Below are 19,163 nucleotides of genomic sequence, written 5' to 3' on the forward strand. Positions count from 1 at the left end.
TCTTGCGGGCCTTGCAGGCGGTCTGAAGGCGCTCGTCTTCCAGTTTGCAACGCTCACCGATGTCGGCTGGCAAATGTCGGGTGAAGTGATCCTGATGACGCTGCTTGGCGGGATCGGCACGCTGATCGGGCCCATCGTCGGTGCAGCCTTCGTCGTCGCCTTGCAGAACTATCTCGCAACGTCCGACTTCCCCGTCACAATCGTCACCGGCATCATCTTCATGGCATGCGTCATCCTCTTCCGTAAAGGTATCGTCGGAGAGTTCTATGCCTCGCGTTTGGGAAAGAAACTGTTCGGGTAAACACTACTCAATGAGTCGCTGTATCCGCTGATCGCGGCTCCACATTTTACTGGATATACAATCATGACCGACACCTACGATTACATCGTGGTTGGCGCGGGCACGGCAGGCTGTGCGCTGGCGAACCGACTATCCGAGAACCCGGACCGTTCCGTCCTGCTGCTCGAAGCGGGCGGCAAGGACAATTATGCGTGGATTCATATCCCGGTCGGCTATCTCTATTGTATCGGCAATCCGCGCACCGACTGGTGCTTCACCACGGAAGCCGAACCCGGCCTGAACGGTCGCGCGCTCGGCTATCCGCGCGGCAAGGTGCTGGGCGGCTGCTCGTCGATCAACGGCATGATCTATATGCGCGGTCAGGCCCGCGATTACGATCTGTGGCGACAAGCCGGTTGCGAAGGCTGGGGCTGGGACGACGTGCTGCCTCTCTTCAAGATATCCGAAGACTATTACGCCGGTGCCAGCGCGTTGCACGGCGCGGGCGGCGAATGGCGCGTCGAAAATGCCCGCCTGCATTGGGATATTCTCGACGCTTTTCGCGATGCCGCCGTTGCGGCGGGCATTCCCGCCACCGACGACTTCAATCGCGGTGACAATGAAGGCGTGTCTTATTTCAAGGTCAACCAGAAGCGCGGCATTCGCTGGAATTCCGCTAAGGCCTTTCTGCGCCCGGCACTGAACCGCAAAAACCTGCGCGTCGAAACCGGCGCGCATGTGCGCCGCATCGAGATTGCGGAAATGCGCGCCAATGGCGTGACCTTCGACCAGAACGGCGCGACCCGCACCGTCAAGGCAAGGCGCGAAGTGATACTGGCCGCCGGTGCCGTCGGCTCCCCGCATGTGCTGGAACTGTCGGGCGTCGGACGCGGTGACGTGCTGCAACAGGCAGGCATTCCGGTTGCGCTGGAGCGCAAACAGGTCGGCGAAAACCTGCAGGATCACCTGCAATTGCGCTGTGCCTATAAGGTCACGGGCATCCCGACCCTCAATGAAAAGGCTAACAAGCTTTTTGGCAAGGCGATGATCGGGCTGGAATATCTGCTGCGCCAGTCCGGCCCCATGTCGATGGCACCGAGCCAGCTTGGCGTGTTCACCCGGTCGGACCCGTCTTATGAAACCGCCAATCTGCAATATCATGTGCAGCCACTCAGCCTCGAAAAATTCGGCGAGAACGTTCACCCCTTCCCCGCCTTCACGGCCAGCGTGTGCAATCTGCGCCCCGACAGTCGCGGCTCGATCCACGTCAAGTCGCCGGACCACCGCGCGCAACCGGCGATCCGGCCCAATTATCTGGCCGCGGAAAGTGACCGCCGCGTTGCTGCCGATGCTATTCGCCTCACCCGCCATATCGTAGCGCAAGCGCCCTTGCGGCAATATCGCCCGGAAGAGTTCAAGCCCGGTCCTGCTTACGAAACGCAGGAACAACTGGAAAAGGCGGCAGGCGATATCGGCACCACCATTTTCCACCCCGTCGGCACCTGCCGCATGGGGCAGGACAGCGAAGCGATTGTCGATCCGCGCCTGCGGGTCAATGGCATTGCGGGTCTCCGCATTGCCGATGCGTCCATCATGCCGACCATCACCTCCGGCAATACCAATTCGCCGACGCTGATGATCGCCGAGAAGGCCGCGCAGATGATTATCGCGGATAATCGATAGGCATTTCCAGCAAAAAGTGCGAAGCGGTTTTTGCGCCTGGACAATGCCCAAGCGAATAACGAGAGCGGTTCCAGCGATTCAGCTTTGACGGAACCGCTCTAGAACCAGATTCCTGAGAGAACAATGAGCGGAAATGGCAATCCGCTCACTCGCCTGTGAACGCAATTTCAGATTTGCAGCCGCACGATTTTCAGAAAAAATTTTCCTTGTTTAATTCCATGCAAACGGGAATTATCGGCATCAGGGAGGGCTGGGGAGAATGATCATCTAATGATCGCAATCCGGGACCGGCTTTCCAAAATGTTCAGCTAAGGAAAACAAAGATGTCGTCAGCCCTTTCCCGTTATGCCTTCAGCCGCCGCGCCGGTCTGAAAGCCCTTCTTTTCACCGCAGCCGCGCTGACCGTAGGCTTTGCCTCGGCTCCGAGCCATGCAGAAGACAAGACAATCAAGGTCGGCATCATGGGCGGCGAAGACGAAGACGTCTGGAAAGTCGTTGCCGAAGAAGGCAAGAAGCACGGCCTCAATATTGAGCGCGTGACCTTCAACGACTATAACCAGCCGAATGAAGCTCTGGAGCGCAAGGAAATCGACGCCAACGCCTTCCAGCACAAGCCTTATCTCGATGAGCAGATCAAGCAGCACGGCTACAAGATCAGCGTTGCTGGCTACACCGCCGTCTGGCCAATCGGCATCTATTCGCGCAAGCACAAGAGCCTCGACGAACTGAAGGAAGGCGCCGTCGTCGGCGTGCCGAACGATCCGTCGAACGAAGGCCGTGCGCTTCGCGTTCTCGAAGAAAAGGGCCTGATCAAGCTGAAGCCGGATGCAGGCATTCTCGCCACCCCGATCGACATTGTCGAAAACCCGAAGAAGCTTGAGATCAAGGAACTCGACGCCGGTGTGGTCGGTCGTTCCATCGACGATCTCGACGCTGCCATCGTCAACAATGACTGGGCTGCCAAGGCGGATCTGAAGAAGGAAGAAGCCATCGGCTGGGAGTCGAAGGAAAACAATCCTTACAACAACTTCATCGCGGTCCGCACTGAAGACGAAAACGCCGAATGGGTGAAGAACCTGGTCGCTTCGTTCCAGAACGACGCTGTGAAGGCCGAACTCGACCGCGCCTATAAGGGCACCGGCATCCCGGCCTGGAACTAAGCTTTTCATTTTCAATACACCGCGCCGGAACGTGTTTCCGGCGCGGCTTTTATTGACGTATGGAAAAAAATTGCCCAAAAGCATCGGCAACAGGCCAAGCTTGGCCAGAACAGGCCTTAGCCTGAACAGGCATCATCCGTCATTGACGCCTTATCCGATTGCAGTTTGCCGCTGTTCGCAGCAGCGCACCAAACTATAGAAGAAACGAATGTGACCCCCGTGACCCCCGCCGTGACCATTGAACCGCCCTCCACCGCATCAGCGCCCATCGTCGATATGAAAGACGTGCGCCGAATGTTCGGTAACACGGCAGCCATCAATGGCGTGTCGCTCTCCGTCGCGCGCGGCGAAATCCTTGGCATTATCGGTCGCAGCGGCGCGGGCAAGTCCACGCTGATCCGCTGCGTCAACGGCCTCGAAAAGCCCGACTCCGGTTCGATCCGCATCGAGGGGCGCGAAATCACCGGCCTCGGCGAAACCGAACTGCGCCCGCTGCGCCGTCGCATCGGCATGGTGTTCCAGCATTTCAATTTGCTCTCGGCCAAGACCGTTGCCCAAAACATCGCACTGCCGCTAAAGATCGCAGGCAGGCCCAAAGCCGAGCGCGCCCGCCGCGTCGCCGAACTGCTCGAACTCGTCGGCCTCTCCGACAAAGCGAACCATTATCCAGCGCAGCTTTCCGGCGGCCAGAAGCAGCGTGTCGGCATTGCGCGCGCGCTTGCCGCAGAGCCTGCCGTTCTGCTCTCCGATGAAGCGACCTCGGCGCTCGACCCGGAAACCACCCAGTCCATTCTGGCGCTGCTGAAGGACATCAATACCAAGCTTGGCCTGACCATCCTGCTCATCACCCATGAGATGGAGGTCATCCGCCGCATCGCCGACCGCGTCATCGTGCTCGATCACGGCGCGATTGCCGAAGAGGGTCCGGTCTGGAAAGTTTTCGCCAATCCGCATTCGCCCGTCACGCAGAGCATGTTGCAGGTGCTGACGCCTGAACTGCCTACCTCGTGGCGCGCGCGCCTGACCGACAAGGCGGGAGATCGGGCCATCCTTCGCGTCAAGCTTTCAGGCGAAGCTGCGCGCGGCGCTTTCTTCAACGATGTGGCAGCGGCCACCGGCCTTGTGCCGCAGCTGATCCATGGCGGCATGGATACGATCCAGGGTGAGCCCGTCGGCACGCTCTTCATCAGCCTGCCCGCTCAGGACAAAGCGAAATTCGAAGCCGCTATCGGCTATCTCAACACCCATGCAGACGCCACGGAGGTACTCGGCTATGTCTCAGGCAATGCTTGATCTTCTCTGGCGCTCCTTCTGGGAGACCATCATCATGACCGGCTTTTCGAGCCTGATTTCGCTCGTCGTCGGTCTGCCGCTTGCCCTCATCATGATCCTGACCGAGCGCGGCGGCCTTGCCCAGAACCTGACGGTCAACACCTTTCTGGGCGCGATCATCAACGGCTTCCGCTCGGTGCCGTTCATCATTCTTCTGGTGGCGCTTATCCCGGTGACCCGCTTCATCGTCGGCACGTCGATCGGCACATGGGCCTCCATCGTGCCGCTGTCGATTGCGGCCATCCCCTATTATGCGCGCATCGCGGAAGTATCGCTGCGCGAGGTGGACAATGGTCTGGTCGAAGCTGCGCGCTCTATGGGTGCAAGTCGCTGGACAATCGTGCGCGAAGTGCTGGTGCCGGAAGCCCTGCCCGGCATCATTGCGGGTTTCACCGTGACGATCATCACGCTGGTGGGCGCTTCGGCCATGGCTGGCGCCATCGGCGCGGGCGGTCTGGGCGATCTTGCCATCCGTTACGGCTATCAGCGTTTCGAAACGCAGATCATGATCGCCGTCGTCATCATCCTGATCATTATGGTCTGCGGCATTCAGTGGATCGGCGACCGTTTGGTCAGCCGCCTCGACAAGCGCAACCTGCGCGCCTGATCAAATCAATCTCACTTATCGCTTCCTCTCACGGAAACCCGCTTCCAGCGTGTTTCCGTCGGGGTCGAAGACCAAAGCGGCATAATAGCCCATCTCTTCCGGCCCCTGATAAGCGGGGCCGCCGCTGTCGCTGCCACCAGCGTTCAACGCCACGCGATGAAACGCCTCCACCGCATCGCGACTTCCAGCCGTGAACATGAGGTGCAGACGGTCGCCCGGCTTCGTGTCGGCAGCGTCCGTAGCCGCACCGGCTTCCGCGCCATGTATCCAGAGGAAGGGCACGGGCGCCCTCTCCCCGCCGCTAACGAAGAAGCCGCTGCCCGAACGCGCAATAACTTCCAGCCCAAGCTCTGGCATGCAGCTTTCATAGAATGAAAGGCTGCGGCGAATATCTTTGGCTTTGAAGCCTATGTGATCGAAGAGCGACATAGGCAGTAATATATCGCGGGCTTGTATAAAGAAAAGCGGCGCACCCCATTTTGGGACGCGCCGCCTTTCATTTGGAAATGTTTTTGCGAATTATCCGCGTGTGCGTGACAAACCGTCCTTCGCCGGCTGGTATTTCGGATCGAGCTGCACAGCCTTTGCATAGGAGCTGGCAGCCTTCGCCTTCTCGCCGCGATGCTCATAAACCAGCGCCTGATTGGCCCAACTTTCGGCAACGCCCTGATCCAGCGTAATCGCGGTGTTGAAATCGTCGAAAGCATTGTCGAAGTCGTTCAACGCCACATAGGAAAGGCCGCGGCCATTATATGGCTCCGGGGCCGTGGAGTTGAGCGAAATCGCCTTGGAGAAATCCTCGATGGCCTGCTTGTGCTGGCCCTTGGCCTGATAGATCAGGCCGCGATTGTGATAGGCGCGACCGTCGGTCGTCTGCAAGGCGATGGCCTGATTGAAATCGCTCAGCGCCTGATCGAGACGGCCCGCCTGACGGTAGACATTGCCGCGACCGATATAGGCGGCGTCATATTGTCCATTGAGCTGGATCGCCTTGCTGTAATCCTGCGCAGCCTTGTTGGTATCGCCCATATAGCGATAGACCAGCGCGCGGTTGGAATAGGCCTGATAGAAATTCGGATTGAGCGCAATCGCCTGATCGAAATCGCGGATCGCTTCCTTGTAGCGCCCGGCCTTGCCATAGGCGGAGCCGCGAACATTGTAGCCTTCGGGATCACGCGGATTGGACTGGATCACACTCGTAAGCGAGCTGATATTCTCGCTCGAACCCTGTGCCCGATCAACTGTGCTCAGCGCCGTTGTGGTCGAGCTTTGGCAACCGGCCACAGCCAGAGCCAACAGCGTGGCGGCAATCAAAAAACCGTGACGACCGATTCCAGCCGCGGGGTTTCCACCCAATGTCTCGAAACCCGAAACCTTTGTCCCGGACGATTGCATCACCTTGAAGCGTGTTGGCAACGACAGTGTTCCTTTTAGTTCCATCGAACCGGGCATTGACGACCCGTTTCTCTCCATCCCGCCCCGGCTCCGGTTTCGGCGCATGAGCGCTTCAACTGTCAGATAAAGACAGCGAAAAGGCGGCAGCAAAAAGTCTGTATCGCCTTTCGATACCCGGCCCGAAAGCTGAATATCCTAATTATATGTTTTTACACATAACTGGCCCGGCAAAGTCTAGAAACTTTTTTGGGGCCGACGCTAAACTTTAATAAAAGGATGAAACCGAGTTGTTTCGGCAACAAAAACTTTGAAATCAAGACGCGCAAAATCCGGCGCAGCCTTAAGCCACACCGGAAAACAAAAAGGCGCCACAAAAGCGGCGCCTGTTTTGAGGTCGATCAGCGAGCGCCGCGGGCGCCGCCAACGAGGCCTTCACGCTGCGCACGCTTGCGAGCGAGCTTGCGAGCGCGACGAACGGCTTCTGCCTTTTCGCGAGCGCGCTTTTCAGATGGCTTTTCGTAGTGGCCGCGCATCTTCATTTCGCGGAAGATACCTTCGCGCTGCATCTTTTTCTTGAGAGCGCGGAGAGCCTGATCAACATTATTATCGCGGACGAGTACCTGCACGTGTATTCCCGTATCGGTTAGAATTTCGGTTAAGCCTGAGGCCGTTCGGGGGTCTTTTAACGATTTCAGCCGGTCTGACCGGCCGAGCAACGCCCTAAGGCTCCCAAGCTTCGCAACGGAAACGCTGCAAATTGGTGCTGGCTAATACCAGAAAGAGCCCCGGCTGTCCACCTCAACATGCAACTTTGCCCACCGCTGTTAGGAAATACCGTCCTTACACCAATTCACTATGGTTCGCGCGGGCCGAATGCGCTAATGGACCCGCTGTTTCCCGCGTAATTCGGCCTCATTAGTCGTCCAGAAGGAGACATTGTACGGCGCTGCCGATCTTTCGGCGGCGTTTCCCTTTTCTGATTCCATTTGTTTGTTTCATGTCCCTCCGCAAGCGACTCGTTATCCAGTTCACAGGCTATGAAGGCCTGCACCCCAAAGCCGTCCGTGTGCGCCACGCGCAAGTGTTGAAAGATTTCGACCGGCTGTGGAACGCCAAGACGAAGCTGCCGCCCATGACGGACGAACCAAACGATAGCGGCACGACAATGGCCGTGACACAAGGCAATGGCTGGCGTACGGAGACCGAGTTCTGCCAGTTCGGCACCGCGGATATTTTCGATGATTATGCCGCGCGCTCGACACCGAAGAGAATGCTGACCGGCTTCTTCGCCTTCATGAACATCCTGTTTACGGGCACGCTCTGGCGCTACCTGACAACGAGCTGGCGCTTCGTGCTGTTCTTCCTGTGGCCCTTCCTGCTGTCGCTTGCCATTTTGGCCGTTGCAGCCCTTATCGCCACTGCGCCGGTGCTGGTTGGCTTTTCGGTACCGCATCTTCTCTGGTCTGCCCCGCTCGCCGCCTTCCTTGCAACGCTTCTGGTGCGCAAGCCCGGCGACAAGTTCTTCATGTCCTATCTGCTCGACGACTGGTCGGCAGCCTATGACCGCATTCACGACCGCAATGCGAAGCTGAACCAGCGTCGGACGGCCTTCGCTGACGCGCTGATGCGCAAGATCGAAGAAAGTCAGGCCGACGAGGTCATCATCGTCGCGCATAGTCTCGGCACCGTGCCAGCTGTCGAGGCGCTTGCCGCCGTTCAGCGCCAGCGTCCCGAGCTTCTGATAAGGCAGCCGGTATCGCTTCTGGCCGTCGGCTCCTGCCTGATGATGATCGCGCTGCATCCACGGGCGAAAGCGCTGCGCGAGGATGTGCGCGTCGTGCTTCAAGATAGCCCGGTCCTGTGGTCGGAATTTCAGGTACTGACGGATATCATCCATTTCTACGGTTCAGACCCGGCCAGCGCCCTGAAGATCAAGACGGCAAACCCGCCGCTCATTCATCGCATCCGCTTCAAGAATGTGCACAGCGAAAACCGCTACAAGCGCTCCAAGGGCAACTTCTTCCTGATGCACCTTCTCTATGTGCGCGGCGCCGAGAAGAAGAATTTTTACTACCTAGGCATGTTCCTGCATGGCCCGTTTTTCTTTCGCGAGCTGATGACCACGCATAAAGGAAAAGCCGCCCCTCTCGATGAAGAAGGACGGCTGCCGGTGCAATATCGCGAAGCGGCCTGATGCTCAGTCTTGCGGCGGCTCCACGACGGCTATCGTCAGCCAGGTGGCCGTCAACGCAGGCTTGAGCGAGTTTTCGATTTCAAGCGTCACGTCGTAATAATTCACGACGCGGCCCGATGGGCGAATATCCGCATCGGCCAGCTTGAAGCGCGCGCGCACCCGTGCGCCGGTCTTGACCGGCGACTGGAAGCGCAGCTTGTCGAAGCCGTAATTGATGCCCATGGTCGCGCCTTCCAGCATCGGCAGCGCTTCATAAGCCAGCGTCGACAAAAGCGACAGCGTCAGAAAGCCATGCGCAATGGTGCCGCCAAAAGGCGTTTCCTTGGCCGCGCGTTCCGGATCGACATGGATGAACTGGTGATCGTCGGTTGCATCCGCAAACTGGTTGATCATTTCCTGCGTGACTTCGCGCCACTCGGAACATCCGATTTCCGTGCCGATTGCTTCGCGCAACTGGTCGAGCGTGATTGCGTCTTTCATTGGCTGGCTATTCCTGCTGAACTGATTTGCCCTTTGTTTACCTTATAAACTTCAGGCAGCAACCAGAATTTCCCGGGCGATATCATCCCAATGCGTGAAAACCTGATGCGCACCCTTGGACGACAGACGCTCGGCATGGCCGTCATAGGTATGCGCGCCGCCTGTATAACCAAAGGCGGTCATGCCCGCTGCAATCGCGCCTTCGACACCGAAGGGCGAATCCTCGATCACCACGCAGCGCGCCGGATCGACGCCCATCTTGTCGGCGGCGAACAGGAACAGATCGGGCGCAGGCTTGCCGCGCTTCACCATGCTGGACGAATAAACCGCATCGCCGAAATAATGGCTGATGCCGGTCTTCTCCAGACTGAACGCAATACGCTCCGGGTGCGAGGACGATGCCACGCAACGCTTCTGCGGCAGTTCGCGCAGGAAATTGGCGATACCCACGGTCGGCTCCAGCGATTCCGCAAAAAGTGTGCGCGTTGCTGGCCAGAACTCGCCATCGACGCCATCTGGCAGGCGATGGCCGGTCATATCCTCGATCATCTTCATGATATCGGCCTGTTTCATGCCGATGCCCTTGGCCACCGTGCCCTGCGGCAGCTCCATGCCGTGGCTGGCATAGACCCGCTCGAAAGCGAGGCAGGACAGAACTTCGCTATCGACGAGAACGCCGTCGCAATCGAAGATCACAAGATCAAAGGGGGATACACTGCTCATTTTGGCTCCAGTGGCCCTATAAAGGGATGCATATTTTGTCGCGCTGATTGGGGGTGCGCGCCTGTCGGTGTTGATATAGAGACTGTTCGTCTATTACGCACCTATATCAACACAAGCGTGACAAATTTATCTCGCCTGTGTGGCTTTGACATTTTGCGGAGAGTTTCATGACGACAAATGTGGCACTGGTTGGACTGGCACGCGATCTTGCAGCGCGGGCTGAAACCGGCAAGCCGATCCGCATCGGTCTGATTGGCGCTGGCGAAATGGGCACCGATATCGTCACGCAGGTGGCGCGGATGCAGGGCATCGAAGTCGGCGCACTTTCCGCCCGCAGGCTGCCCAACACATTCAAGGCCGTGCGCACCGCCTATGGCGATGAAGACAATGCGCAGGAAGCCAACAGCGAAGCCGCGATGACCCGCGCCATCGAGAGCGGCAAGATCGCCGTCACTGGTGACAATGACCTGATCCTCTCCAACCCGCTGATTGATGTCGTCATCGACGCCACCGGCATTCCGGAAGTGGGCGCTGAAACCGGCATAAAGGCCATTCGCAACGGCAAGCATCTCGTGATGATGAATGTCGAGGCCGATGTCACCATCGGCCCCTATCTCAAGGCCGAGGCCGACAAGCAGGGCGTGATTTATTCGCTGGGCGCTGGAGATGAACCGTCATCCTGCATGGAGCTGATCGAATTCGTGTCCGCCATGGGTCACAAGGTCGTGGCCGCTGGCAAGGGCAAGAACAATCCGCTCAATTTCGACGCGATCCCCGACGATTATCAGGAAGAAGCAGACCGCCGGAACATGAATGTTCGCTTGCTGGTCGAATTCGTCGACGGTTCCAAGACCATGGTTGAAATGGCGGCCATCGCCAACGCCACCGGGCTTGTGCCGGACATTGCGGGCATGCACGGCCCAAAGGCCGCAATCGACGAGCTGAATCGCACCCTGATCCCGAAGGAAGACGGCGGCGTTCTCAACAAATCCGGCGTGGTCGATTATTCCATCGGGCGCGGCGTATCGCCGGGCGTCTTCGTGATCGCCAAGATGGAGCATCCCCGTCTCGTCGAGCGTCTGGAAGATTTGAAGATGGGCAAAGGCCCGTATTTCACCTTCCACCGCCCCTTCCACCTCACCTCGCTGGAAGTGCCGCTGACCGTGGCGCGCGTGGTGCTGCACGGCAAGACCGACATGGTGCCGCTGCCGAAGCCGGTGGCGGAAGTCTGCGCCGTGGCCAAGAAGGATTTGCAGCCCGGCGACCGTCTCGATGCCATTGGCCAATATTGCTATCGCTCGTGGATCATGACGACGCCGGAAGCGCGTGCGGCAAAGGCCATTCCCTGCGGGCTACTTCAGAACGGCTCGGTTATCGCGCCCATTAAGAAGGGCGAACTCATCACCTACGCCAATGCTGCCCCGCAGCCCGGCTCGAAGATCGCGGAACTGCGCGCTTTGCAGGATGCGATGTTAAGGGAGTAAGGGAGTAAGGGAGTAAGGGAGTAAGGGAGTAAGGGAGTAAGGGAGTAAGGGAGTAAGGGAGTAAGGCAATACGGTCCGTATATTTGCAAGTCAAACATACTCACCTATTCCCCTACTCCCCTATTCCCTTCTTAATGATCCAACGCCTTCACAATACTCTCCACCATCTTCTTCGCATCGGCGAAGAGCATCATGGTGTTGTCGCGGAAGAACAGTTCGTTTTCCACGCCCGCATAGCCGGAGCCCATGCCGCGCTTGATGAACAGAACCGTGCCTGCCTTGTCGACATCAAGGATCGGCATGCCGAAGATCGGTGACTTCGGATCGGTCTTCGCCGCCGGATTGGTGACGTCATTGGCGCCAATCACGAAAGCCACATCGGCCTGCGCGAATTCCGAATTGATGTCTTCCAGCTCGAACACTTCATCGTAAGGCACGTTGGCCTCGGCCAGAAGCACGTTCATATGGCCCGGCATACGACCAGCCACGGGATGGATGGCGTATTTGACTTCCACGCCTTCCGCCTTGAGCTTGTCAGCCATTTCACGCAGCGCGTGCTGGGCCTGCGCCACCGCCATGCCATAGCCCGGCACGATGATGACCTTGGAAGCGTTCTTCATGATGAAGGCCGCATCGTCGGCAGAACCCTGCTTGACCGGACGCTGTTCAACCTCGCCAGCCGGGCCGCCAGACGTATCGCCGCCAAAGCCGCCGAGAATGACCGAGATGAACGAACGGTTCATGCCCTTGCACATGATGTAGGACAGGATCGCGCCCGAAGAGCCGACCAGCGCGCCGGTGATGATCAGCGCCAGGTTGCCAAGCGTGAAACCAATGCCTGCCGCTGCCCAGCCCGAATAGGAATTGAGCATGGAGACCACGACCGGCATATCCGCGCCACCGATTGGCACGATGATCAGCACGCCGAACACCAGCGACAGAAGCACGATCAGCCAGAACACGAAATGGCTTTCGGTATTCACCAGCACAACAACCAGCAGCACGATGGCTGCGGCAAGAGCCGCGTTGATGACATGGCGTCCCGGCAGCATGATCGGCTTGCCCGACATGCGACCGTCAAGCTTGAGGAAGGCGATGATCGAGCCGGTGAAGGTGATCGCGCCAATGGCGACGCCCAGCGACATTTCGATCAGCGCCTGACCGTGGATCTGGCCCACTTCGCCGATACCGAAGGAATGCGGCGAGTAAAGTGCGGCAGCGGCCACCAGAACGGCGGCAAGACCGATCAGCGAGTGGAACGCGGCAACAAGCTGCGGCATGGCCGTCATGGCGATGCGGCGCGCGATGACGGCACCGATACCGCCGCCAATGGCGATGCCGACGACGATCAGTGCCAGACCGCCGAAGCTTGGACGCGCTAGCAGAAGCGTGGTGACGATGGAAATCGCCATACCGATCATGCCGTACATATTGCCCTGACGGCTGGTCGTCGGATGCGACAGGCCGCGCAGCGCCAGAATGAACAGCACGCCGGACACGAGATAAAGGAAGGCTGCGAGATTAACGCTCATAATGGTTCAGCCTCACTTTTCTTTTTTCTTGTACATGGCGAGCATGCGCTGGGTGACCAGAAAGCCGCCAAAAATGTTGACGCTCGCCAGAATGAGCGCAATGAAACCGAAGCCGGTTGCCCAGCCCGAAAGAGAAAGGCCAACCGCCAGAAGCGCGCCCACCACGATCACCGATGAGATGGCGTTGGTCACGGCCATCAGCGGCGTATGCAGCGCAGGCGTAACCGACCAGACCACGTAATAGCCGACGAAAATCGACAGGGTGAAAATCGCAAAGCGGAACACGAACGGATCGATCGCGCCGCCCGATGCGGCATGCGCGGCAGCCGCCGCAGCATCGCCCAGACCACCGGCATTTTCCGCAGCCTGACGGACGGCATCCGCGGCCTGGTTCAAGCTCTCAAGAGCTTTATCGAGACTAGTTTCGGCCATTATGCCTCTCCTCCATCAACTGGAGACTTGGGGGAAGACGAAGACTTTGCAGCGGCCTTCGGTGCTTTTGCAGGCGCTTTTTTCGCCGCTTTCGGTGCAGCAGGTTTCGCTGCATCGCCAACGACTTCTGCCTTTGCGACCTTCGGCTTTGGTGCGGCTTTCGGCTTTGCAGCCGGTTTTTCAGCGACAGCAGCAGGCGCGGCATCGGCCTTGGCGAAGGCCGGGTGCAGGATCTTGCCCTGATGGGTCAGAAGCGTCGCCTTGACCAGTTCTTCTTCCGGATCGATCTTGAGAAGCTTGGTTTCCTTGTCGACCAGCGTTTCCACGAAAGCGATCAGGTTGCGTGCATAAAGCTGCGAGGCACTCGCGGCAATGCGGCCCGAAACGTTGAGATGACCAACAATCCGGACGCCATTGACCTCGGCGATCTGACCGGCGACAGCGCCTTCGACATTGCCGCCGCGCTCGACCGCGAGATCGACCAGCACGGAACCCGGACGCATGGAAGCAACCATTTCCTTGGACACCAGACGCGGGGCCGGACGGCCCGGAATGAGCGCCGTGGTGATGACGATATCCTGCTTGGCGATATGGTCGGCGACGAGTGAGGCCTGCTTCGCCTGATATTCCTTCGACATTTCCTTGGCATAACCGCCAGAGGTTTCGGCAGCCTTGAACTCATCATCCTCGACGGCGATGAATTTCGCGCCGAGCGAGGCGACCTGTTCCTTGGCGGCCGGGCGAACGTCGGTTGCCGTCACGACCGCACCGAGACGTCGTGCCGTTGCGATGGCCTGAAGACCCGCAACGCCTGCCCCCATCACGAACACCTTGGCGGCTGGAACCGTACCCGCTGCCGTCATCATCATCGGCATGGCGCGGTCATAGACTTCCGCCGCGTCGATCACCGCCTGATAACCGGCAAGGTTCGCTTGGCTCGATAGCACGTCCATCACCTGCGCACGGGTGATGCGCGGCATGAATTCCATCGTGAAAGCCGAAACGCCAGCCTTGGCAAGTGCTGCCACCGCGTCTTCATGACCATAAGGGTCCAGCATGGCAAAAAGCGCCGCGCCCGATTTATACCCTTTGAGTTCCGTATCCGTAGGACGGCGCACTTTGAGGACAACGTCTGCCGTTTTGGCATCCGCTGCCGTGCCGATGCGGGCGCCGGCTGCCGTAAACTCGGCATCGGGGATGCGCGATTTCTCACCGGCGCCTTTTTCCACAACGACATCGAAGCCGAGCGCGATGAATTTCTTCACCGTCTCCGCCGATGCCGCAACGCGTGTCTCGTTGGGGTCACTCTCTAGCGGGATAAATAACGTCTGGGCCAAGCTGGTTTCCCTTTCATGGTCTTGATCCGGGCTTGATCCGGCCTTGCGGTCGGGCAGAATTGCGAGCCTCTCAAATGAGGCTCTTTCATAAGAACTGATATTGACACGACAGTTGCAAATTCGTCAGGCCGTGGCGAAACGAGTGATTTTCGAGCACCGGAGCGGAGCGTACTTTTGGGTACGCGAGCATCGGTGCGCAGGAAATTGCAGGTTGCAGCCCGGCATGGCGAAGAATGCGACTGTAGTGCTAAGACATGCATAAAACCTCGGCATGGTAACCCACGCCAAGGCATTCGATCAAATCATGCGGGGTTAATCCCGGTTCGCTCTTAGATCTTGCTGCATTTTCGCAAGGCCGGATGTCGTCATCCAGCCCGCGTCAATGCGCTAGAGGATGAACCAGGCGGCGACGCAGACTAGGACAAATAGAATGGTCGCGGAAAAGAAACCACCAGCGAAAAAGCCGAACGCCATGGCAATCATAAGGGCGACGAGCGCCACCGTGCCCCATTTAACCAGGCCCGTGAAACCGGCATAAGTTTTCTCATGCTCAGCATAGTCCATCGGTGCGCCAAGTTCAGCCGGAGCCGTCGTATGATGTTCTGCCATTTTCGTTCCACCCATTCAGATTTTCCACCCAACATCCATGATGTTAAGCGAAAACACCTGCAATCTTCAACGTGTCCGCAACAAAAGCCCGGCCTATACGGCAAGTCTTTTCGTCGCAGCCAACCCTCTCTCCGCATGAAGCGGTTCCGCAGTGTTCGTAAATCGAATTCACGCGATGCGCTACATTTAAATGTTTAGAACAGTTTATGCGCCGAGGCCGGTATATTTCGCGGTCGCCATGATGGTCAGCGGCACGGAGCCGCCCCGCATATCGGCAAACATCGCCTGCCGCTCGCGCGGTAATGACTTGAAGAACGGGAAGCGCACCGCAACCGCATCGCGAATATTGCGGATCGGCGCTGCACCCAGCCCGACCTTGATGCCATAGCCCGCATGTTCGCGCGCATCGGCCATCATCGTCGTGCCGAAGATGCGCTTGTAAAAGGCCATATGCTCAGGTTTCACCGAGGCAAGGCATTGATCTGCCACGAAAAATTCTGACGCCATCGCCGCAATGCGCAGTGTGATATAGGGGATGGCTGGATATTCGCTCAGCAATTCGGGATCGGCGGCAAAGCGGGTCGGATCGACGAAATGCATGCCGCTATTGAGCAGCGGATCGAGAATATCGGGAAACAGAGCATAGCTCGTTCCCTTGCGATGATCGGGCGTGATGTGATGAATGCGCAATGTGCTGACAAGCTGCCCGTCGACATGCACGCCATAGACGAAAGCGTGGCTGTCCCGGTCGATATCATCGATGATGGACGGTACTTCGGCTTCGTCCATCACATTGCGGGTGCGATAGGAGCGATAACGAAGCCGACCGATCTCTTCCAGATCCTCCGCATGGACAATTCGCCTATACTCGACACGATCCAGAAAATGCAGCAGCTGTCGCGCAAAATTGGATAGCGGCGGCTTCTCCCCCGAAACAGCTGAATCAGTCATATAAGCGATTTCCGCACCACCAAATCATGCAAATCATGCACTTCAATTCAGCGCGCAGAATAAGCAGCTTTCCCTTCATGTAAAGGTATAAGTTCAACCGCATATACCCCGCCGCGCCATTTTTGAGACATAATATTGCCACAGATTCGCCACATTGAAATAGCGTTTTTGGTGGGCCACCGTATGATAAATGCGCGTTAAACTGCATTTCAGGGCCTTTTGCCGTGTTTGCCGTAATTGGATGACCGGTCCGGCAACCTGTTTTTCATTCTTGAAGCGAAGTTCAGCGCATCCGTCGCGCGCAATTGTCACGGGGCGCGGCCTCGACCCAAAAAATCAGGCAACCGTACGGCCGCCCTCGCGCCATGTGACGGATTTCGTCGTCATCGAGCCGATCGTGTCGGCGGGCAGCGGCATGCCGAGAAGATAACCCTGCACCAGATCGGCACCGGCGGCAACGCGGATCAGCGCCAGCTGTTCTTCGGTTTCCACGCCTTCGACGGTCACGCCGAGACCAAGCTCGTGCGAAAGCTGCGTCACACCGCGCAATAGCATCAGCGACCGGCGGTCGGTGGTGATGTCGCGCACAAAGGAACGGTCCACCTTCACCTTGGTCAGCGGCAGCGTGTTGAGATAGCTCAGGCTGGAATAGCCCGTGCCGAAATCGTCGAGCGCAATGTTGATGCCCGCATTCTTCAGCCGCTGCAGAACCATGGATGTCTTGTTGCGGTCGGCAATGATCGCGCTTTCCGTCACCTCGACTTCGAGACGGTGTGCAGGCAACCCGGATTTCTGCAAGGCGGCGGCGATATCGCGGGCAATCTCGCTGCTTTTCAGGTCGATGGCCGACAGATTGACGGAAACACCGATACGGTCCCCCCAGGTCAGGCAATCCATGCAGGCCTGTTCCAGCATGAAGCGGGTGATATCGGTGATAATCCCCATTTCCTCAGCCAGCGGGATGAATTCCGCAGGCGGCACATTGCCCAGCTCCGGATGCTCCCAGCGCGCCAGTGCTTCACAAGCAACAATGCGCAGAGACTGCGCACTGACGATGGGCTGATAGACGACCTTGATTTCATTATTCCCGATGGCCTGCCGGAGATCGGCCTTGAGCTTCTGGCGGCTGCGATATTTGGTATCCATCGCGCCGACGAAAACCGCCCACTGCCGGTCTTCATGACCTTTTGCTTCGTAAAGCGCCAGATCGGCATTGATATGCATATTTCCGACATCGCAGCTTGCGATATTCTCAATCGCGATACCGGCGCTGATCTCGATATGCACATGATCGCCATCAAGATCATAAACGCCGGACACGACCGAGGTGATATGATCCATCACGCTGGTAATTTCGGCTTGCGTCTGAAGATTGAACACAAACACCACGAACTCGTCGCCGCCGAATCGTGACACCACAAAGCGCTGCTGGTCGAGCGAATAAAGCCGCTCCGCAAACAGCCGCAACAACACATCGCCCGTGTGATGGCCAAGCGTATCGTTGACATGCTTGAAGTGGTTGATGTCGATGACGACCAGAGCGGCAAAACTGTCGGACGGCTGGTGGGCGCGCAGCGTGCGCACCATGGTCTCGAAATAATTACGGTTCGGAAGGCCGGTCAGACCATCGAACCGCGCCATATGCTGAATGCGGGCTTCCGCCTCGACACGCTGCGTCACGTCCTCGAACATGAGAACCGCGCCGTCGCCAACAGTCTGGTTGCCGATACATTCTATATAGCGCTCGCCGGAAAGTTGAAAAATGTCGCGTGTCTTGCGCCCGGCAACGAGGTCGGTCATGCGGGCGCGTACATTGGTCATGTCATTGTGCGGAAACAGCCCTTCCCGCGCGCAATAGCGCAGCAGCACTTCCAGCCTGCGCCCGTGCAGCTTGGTGTGTTCGGCGATCCGCAGCATCGCCTTGGCCTTGTTGTTGATGACCGCAATGCGGCTCTGGCCATCGAGCATGAGAAGGCCCTGCGGCATATTGTTGAGCGCGGCATCGAACCGACCGGCCACAATCGACAGGCGCCGCTTGCCCATGACGGCAGCGAAGAGAAATTCGCGCAGGCCGTTCGCCATCTCGATATTGGACAGGAAATACGGGATCAGCAGCAGGCCGATAATGATGTGAAAGGGAGTCCCCGCAAGCACGAGCCCGGCCAGAACCGGAATGAGCGTGCAGATCGACATCAGAACGACCGCCTTCGCCGAGGCATAATTGCGCCCGACGATGGAAACGACGGAAGCCAGCAAGATGGTCAGGCTCGCCAGTTCGGCAAAGGGATCGCGCAGCACGAAGATCGAGAAGAAGCACAACATGCCGAGCGTTGCGCAGACCAGCGAAGCGCCTATGAGATAGCGCAATTCCCAGCGGTCGAGATCGGCAGATGTGAGTTGGGTCAGCCTGGCGCGATCGAACTGCCGCATATCGTAGAGACGACCGAGAGCGACCACAGCAAAAAGCCCGGCAAAGCCGATGAAATGCCAGTCGAGTGTTTTTACATAAATGACGACACAGGCCACCACATGGGCCAGCAAGCCAAACCAGAGCGTAGTGCGATTACCATAAAGTGATCGCATGAAAGAAAGCCGCACGTCTGCAGGTATGTCAGGTTTACGGCTTCGCCACATGTCCTTGCTTGTGTCCCTATCGTGAGGGCGATTATTGCACTAATGACTTAAAAATATCTTTCGCGAAATGAAACCACAAGCTGTTACCACCGCCACCATAAGATGTATCCCAACTATTTTTACGGGAACAACTTATCTGCAAGCTGGAGAACAGCAATACAACCATAAGCTTTTAAAGCGACGAGCCTCAAACAATTTGACCGCGAAAGCAGAGCGCGAAAACGGGCTGTATTTCGCCTTTCCCGGCATCAGCTCTTCACGGGTGATCTACAGCAAAACTAGAGAATATCGCCGGGATTTCACAAGCACTGGAGGAAACCCGGATGAAAG

17 protein-coding genes and 1 pseudogene are annotated in these 19,163 nt (G+C 57.9%); 7 read left to right on the forward strand and 11 right to left on the reverse strand.

The features are described 5' to 3' along the window. The 5 genes and pseudogenes from HWD97_RS15100 to HWD97_RS15120 form a co-directional block, all read left to right on the forward strand. A pseudogene (locus tag HWD97_RS15100) lies at window positions 1-301 on the forward strand (branched-chain amino acid ABC transporter permease); the annotation flags it as partial. A gap of 63 nt (window positions 302-364) precedes the next feature. Continuing rightward, window positions 365-1,963, forward strand: coding sequence for a GMC family oxidoreductase (locus HWD97_RS15105; RefSeq protein WP_371835171.1), 1,599 nt, complete (start codon window positions 365-367; stop codon window positions 1,961-1,963). Window positions 1,964-2,286: 323 nt separating this feature from the next. Next, window positions 2,287-3,123: a MetQ/NlpA family ABC transporter substrate-binding protein gene (locus HWD97_RS15110; protein ID WP_140026338.1), complete on the forward strand. Its 837-nt coding sequence runs from the start codon at window positions 2,287-2,289 to the stop codon at window positions 3,121-3,123. 231 nt (window positions 3,124-3,354) lie between these two features. After that, window positions 3,355-4,416, forward strand: a complete 1,062-nt coding sequence (locus HWD97_RS15115) for a methionine ABC transporter ATP-binding protein (RefSeq protein ID WP_371835223.1) — start codon at window positions 3,355-3,357, stop codon at window positions 4,414-4,416. Continuing rightward, on the forward strand, window positions 4,397-5,062 hold the full coding sequence (locus tag HWD97_RS15120) for a methionine ABC transporter permease (protein ID WP_339440780.1): 666 nt from the start codon (window positions 4,397-4,399) through the stop codon (window positions 5,060-5,062). Before HWD97_RS15115 ends, HWD97_RS15120 begins: the two co-directional genes overlap by 20 nt. Before the next feature lie 15 nt (window positions 5,063-5,077). Here HWD97_RS15120 and HWD97_RS15125 read toward each other — a convergent pair whose 3' ends face one another. From HWD97_RS15125 to rpsU, 3 genes are all read right to left on the reverse strand, one after another. Next, window positions 5,078-5,491, reverse strand: coding sequence for a VOC family protein (locus HWD97_RS15125; RefSeq protein WP_371835172.1), 414 nt, complete (start codon window positions 5,489-5,491; stop codon window positions 5,078-5,080). Window positions 5,492-5,581: 90 nt separating this feature from the next. Further along, the gene (locus HWD97_RS15130; protein ID WP_109370288.1) at window positions 5,582-6,502 is read right to left on the reverse strand and encodes a tetratricopeptide repeat protein; all 921 of its coding nucleotides are present in this window, start codon (window positions 6,500-6,502) and stop codon (window positions 5,582-5,584) included. A 353-nt stretch (window positions 6,503-6,855) separates the two neighbouring features. Continuing rightward, on the reverse strand, window positions 6,856-7,083 hold the full coding sequence (gene rpsU / locus HWD97_RS15135) for a 30S ribosomal protein S21 (protein WP_078341232.1): 228 nt from the start codon (window positions 7,081-7,083) through the stop codon (window positions 6,856-6,858). 371 nt (window positions 7,084-7,454) lie between these two features. Here rpsU and HWD97_RS15140 point away from each other — a divergent pair, with 371 nt between their 5' ends. Next, the gene (locus tag HWD97_RS15140; RefSeq protein ID WP_371835173.1) at window positions 7,455-8,651 is read left to right on the forward strand and encodes an alpha/beta hydrolase; all 1,197 of its coding nucleotides are present in this window, start codon (window positions 7,455-7,457) and stop codon (window positions 8,649-8,651) included. Between the two features lie 3 nt (window positions 8,652-8,654). On the opposite strand, the gene HWD97_RS15145 is transcribed toward HWD97_RS15140, so the two are convergent. Then, window positions 8,655-9,131, reverse strand: a complete 477-nt coding sequence (locus HWD97_RS15145; protein WP_109369614.1) for a MaoC family dehydratase — start codon at window positions 9,129-9,131, stop codon at window positions 8,655-8,657. 51 nt (window positions 9,132-9,182) lie between these two features. Continuing rightward, window positions 9,183-9,854: an HAD family phosphatase gene (locus HWD97_RS15150; RefSeq protein ID WP_109369615.1), complete on the reverse strand. Its 672-nt coding sequence runs from the start codon at window positions 9,852-9,854 to the stop codon at window positions 9,183-9,185. Window positions 9,855-10,021: 167 nt separating this feature from the next. On the opposite strand from HWD97_RS15150, the gene HWD97_RS15155 reads away from it, so the two are divergent. Continuing rightward, the gene (locus HWD97_RS15155; RefSeq protein ID WP_371835174.1) at window positions 10,022-11,338 is read left to right on the forward strand and encodes a 1-deoxy-D-ribulose 5-phosphate reductoisomerase; all 1,317 of its coding nucleotides are present in this window, start codon (window positions 10,022-10,024) and stop codon (window positions 11,336-11,338) included. A 131-nt stretch (window positions 11,339-11,469) separates the two neighbouring features. Here HWD97_RS15155 and HWD97_RS15160 read toward each other — a convergent pair whose 3' ends face one another. From HWD97_RS15160 to HWD97_RS15185, 6 genes are all read right to left on the reverse strand, one after another. Beyond that, a complete protein-coding gene (locus HWD97_RS15160) occupies window positions 11,470-12,870 on the reverse strand; it encodes an NAD(P)(+) transhydrogenase (Re/Si-specific) subunit beta (protein WP_109369617.1) in 1,401 nt (466 codons plus the stop codon). 12 nt (window positions 12,871-12,882) lie between these two features. Next, complete coding sequence (locus tag HWD97_RS15165) at window positions 12,883-13,302, reverse strand: proton-translocating transhydrogenase family protein (protein ID WP_371835175.1); 420 nt, start codon at window positions 13,300-13,302, stop codon at window positions 12,883-12,885. Continuing rightward, complete coding sequence (locus tag HWD97_RS15170; protein ID WP_371835176.1) at window positions 13,302-14,639, reverse strand: Re/Si-specific NAD(P)(+) transhydrogenase subunit alpha; 1,338 nt, start codon at window positions 14,637-14,639, stop codon at window positions 13,302-13,304. The genes HWD97_RS15165 and HWD97_RS15170 overlap by 1 nt, the downstream gene beginning before the upstream one ends. Window positions 14,640-15,026: 387 nt before the next feature. Next, the gene (locus HWD97_RS15175) at window positions 15,027-15,248 is read right to left on the reverse strand and encodes an aa3-type cytochrome c oxidase subunit IV (protein ID WP_109370289.1); all 222 of its coding nucleotides are present in this window, start codon (window positions 15,246-15,248) and stop codon (window positions 15,027-15,029) included. A 204-nt stretch (window positions 15,249-15,452) separates the two neighbouring features. Further along, window positions 15,453-16,199, reverse strand: coding sequence for an acetyltransferase (locus tag HWD97_RS15180; RefSeq protein ID WP_109369619.1), 747 nt, complete (start codon window positions 16,197-16,199; stop codon window positions 15,453-15,455). Between the two features lie 336 nt (window positions 16,200-16,535). Then, complete coding sequence (locus tag HWD97_RS15185; protein ID WP_371835177.1) at window positions 16,536-18,833, reverse strand: putative bifunctional diguanylate cyclase/phosphodiesterase; 2,298 nt, start codon at window positions 18,831-18,833, stop codon at window positions 16,536-16,538. Window positions 18,834-19,163 lie beyond the last annotated feature (330 nt).

The organism is Ochrobactrum sp. C6C9 (assembly GCF_022627935.1).
In the GTDB taxonomy this organism is placed as follows: domain Bacteria; phylum Pseudomonadota; class Alphaproteobacteria; order Rhizobiales; family Rhizobiaceae; genus Brucella; species Brucella teleogrylli.

Excerpts from the sequence above, each read along its gene's own strand:
- HWD97_RS15175 (WP_109370289.1), bottom strand. The coding sequence starts at position 15,248 with ATGGCAGAACATCATACGACGGCTCCGGCTGAACTTGGCGCACCGATG.
- HWD97_RS15105 (WP_371835171.1), top strand. The coding sequence starts at position 365 with ATGACCGACACCTACGATTACATCGTGGTTGGCGCGGGCACGGCAGGC.
- HWD97_RS15110 (WP_140026338.1), top strand. The coding sequence starts at position 2,287 with ATGTCGTCAGCCCTTTCCCGTTATGCCTTCAGCCGCCGCGCCGGTCTG.
- HWD97_RS15120 (WP_339440780.1), top strand. The coding sequence starts at position 4,397 with ATGTCTCAGGCAATGCTTGATCTTCTCTGGCGCTCCTTCTGGGAGACC.
- HWD97_RS15155 (WP_371835174.1), top strand. The coding sequence starts at position 10,022 with ATGACGACAAATGTGGCACTGGTTGGACTGGCACGCGATCTTGCAGCG.
- HWD97_RS15165 (WP_371835175.1), bottom strand. The coding sequence starts at position 13,302 with ATGGCCGAAACTAGTCTCGATAAAGCTCTTGAGAGCTTGAACCAGGCC.
- HWD97_RS15180 (WP_109369619.1), bottom strand. The coding sequence starts at position 16,199 with ATGACTGATTCAGCTGTTTCGGGGGAGAAGCCGCCGCTATCCAATTTT.
- HWD97_RS15130 (WP_109370288.1), bottom strand. The coding sequence starts at position 6,502 with ATGGAACTAAAAGGAACACTGTCGTTGCCAACACGCTTCAAGGTGATG.
- HWD97_RS15160 (WP_109369617.1), bottom strand. The coding sequence starts at position 12,870 with ATGAGCGTTAATCTCGCAGCCTTCCTTTATCTCGTGTCCGGCGTGCTG.
- HWD97_RS15145 (WP_109369614.1), bottom strand. The coding sequence starts at position 9,131 with ATGAAAGACGCAATCACGCTCGACCAGTTGCGCGAAGCAATCGGCACG.
- HWD97_RS15140 (WP_371835173.1), top strand. The coding sequence starts at position 7,455 with ATGTCCCTCCGCAAGCGACTCGTTATCCAGTTCACAGGCTATGAAGGC.
- HWD97_RS15150 (WP_109369615.1), bottom strand. The coding sequence starts at position 9,854 with ATGAGCAGTGTATCCCCCTTTGATCTTGTGATCTTCGATTGCGACGGC.
- HWD97_RS15185 (WP_371835177.1), bottom strand. The coding sequence starts at position 18,833 with ATGTGGCGAAGCCGTAAACCTGACATACCTGCAGACGTGCGGCTTTCT.
- HWD97_RS15125 (WP_371835172.1), bottom strand. The coding sequence starts at position 5,491 with ATGTCGCTCTTCGATCACATAGGCTTCAAAGCCAAAGATATTCGCCGC.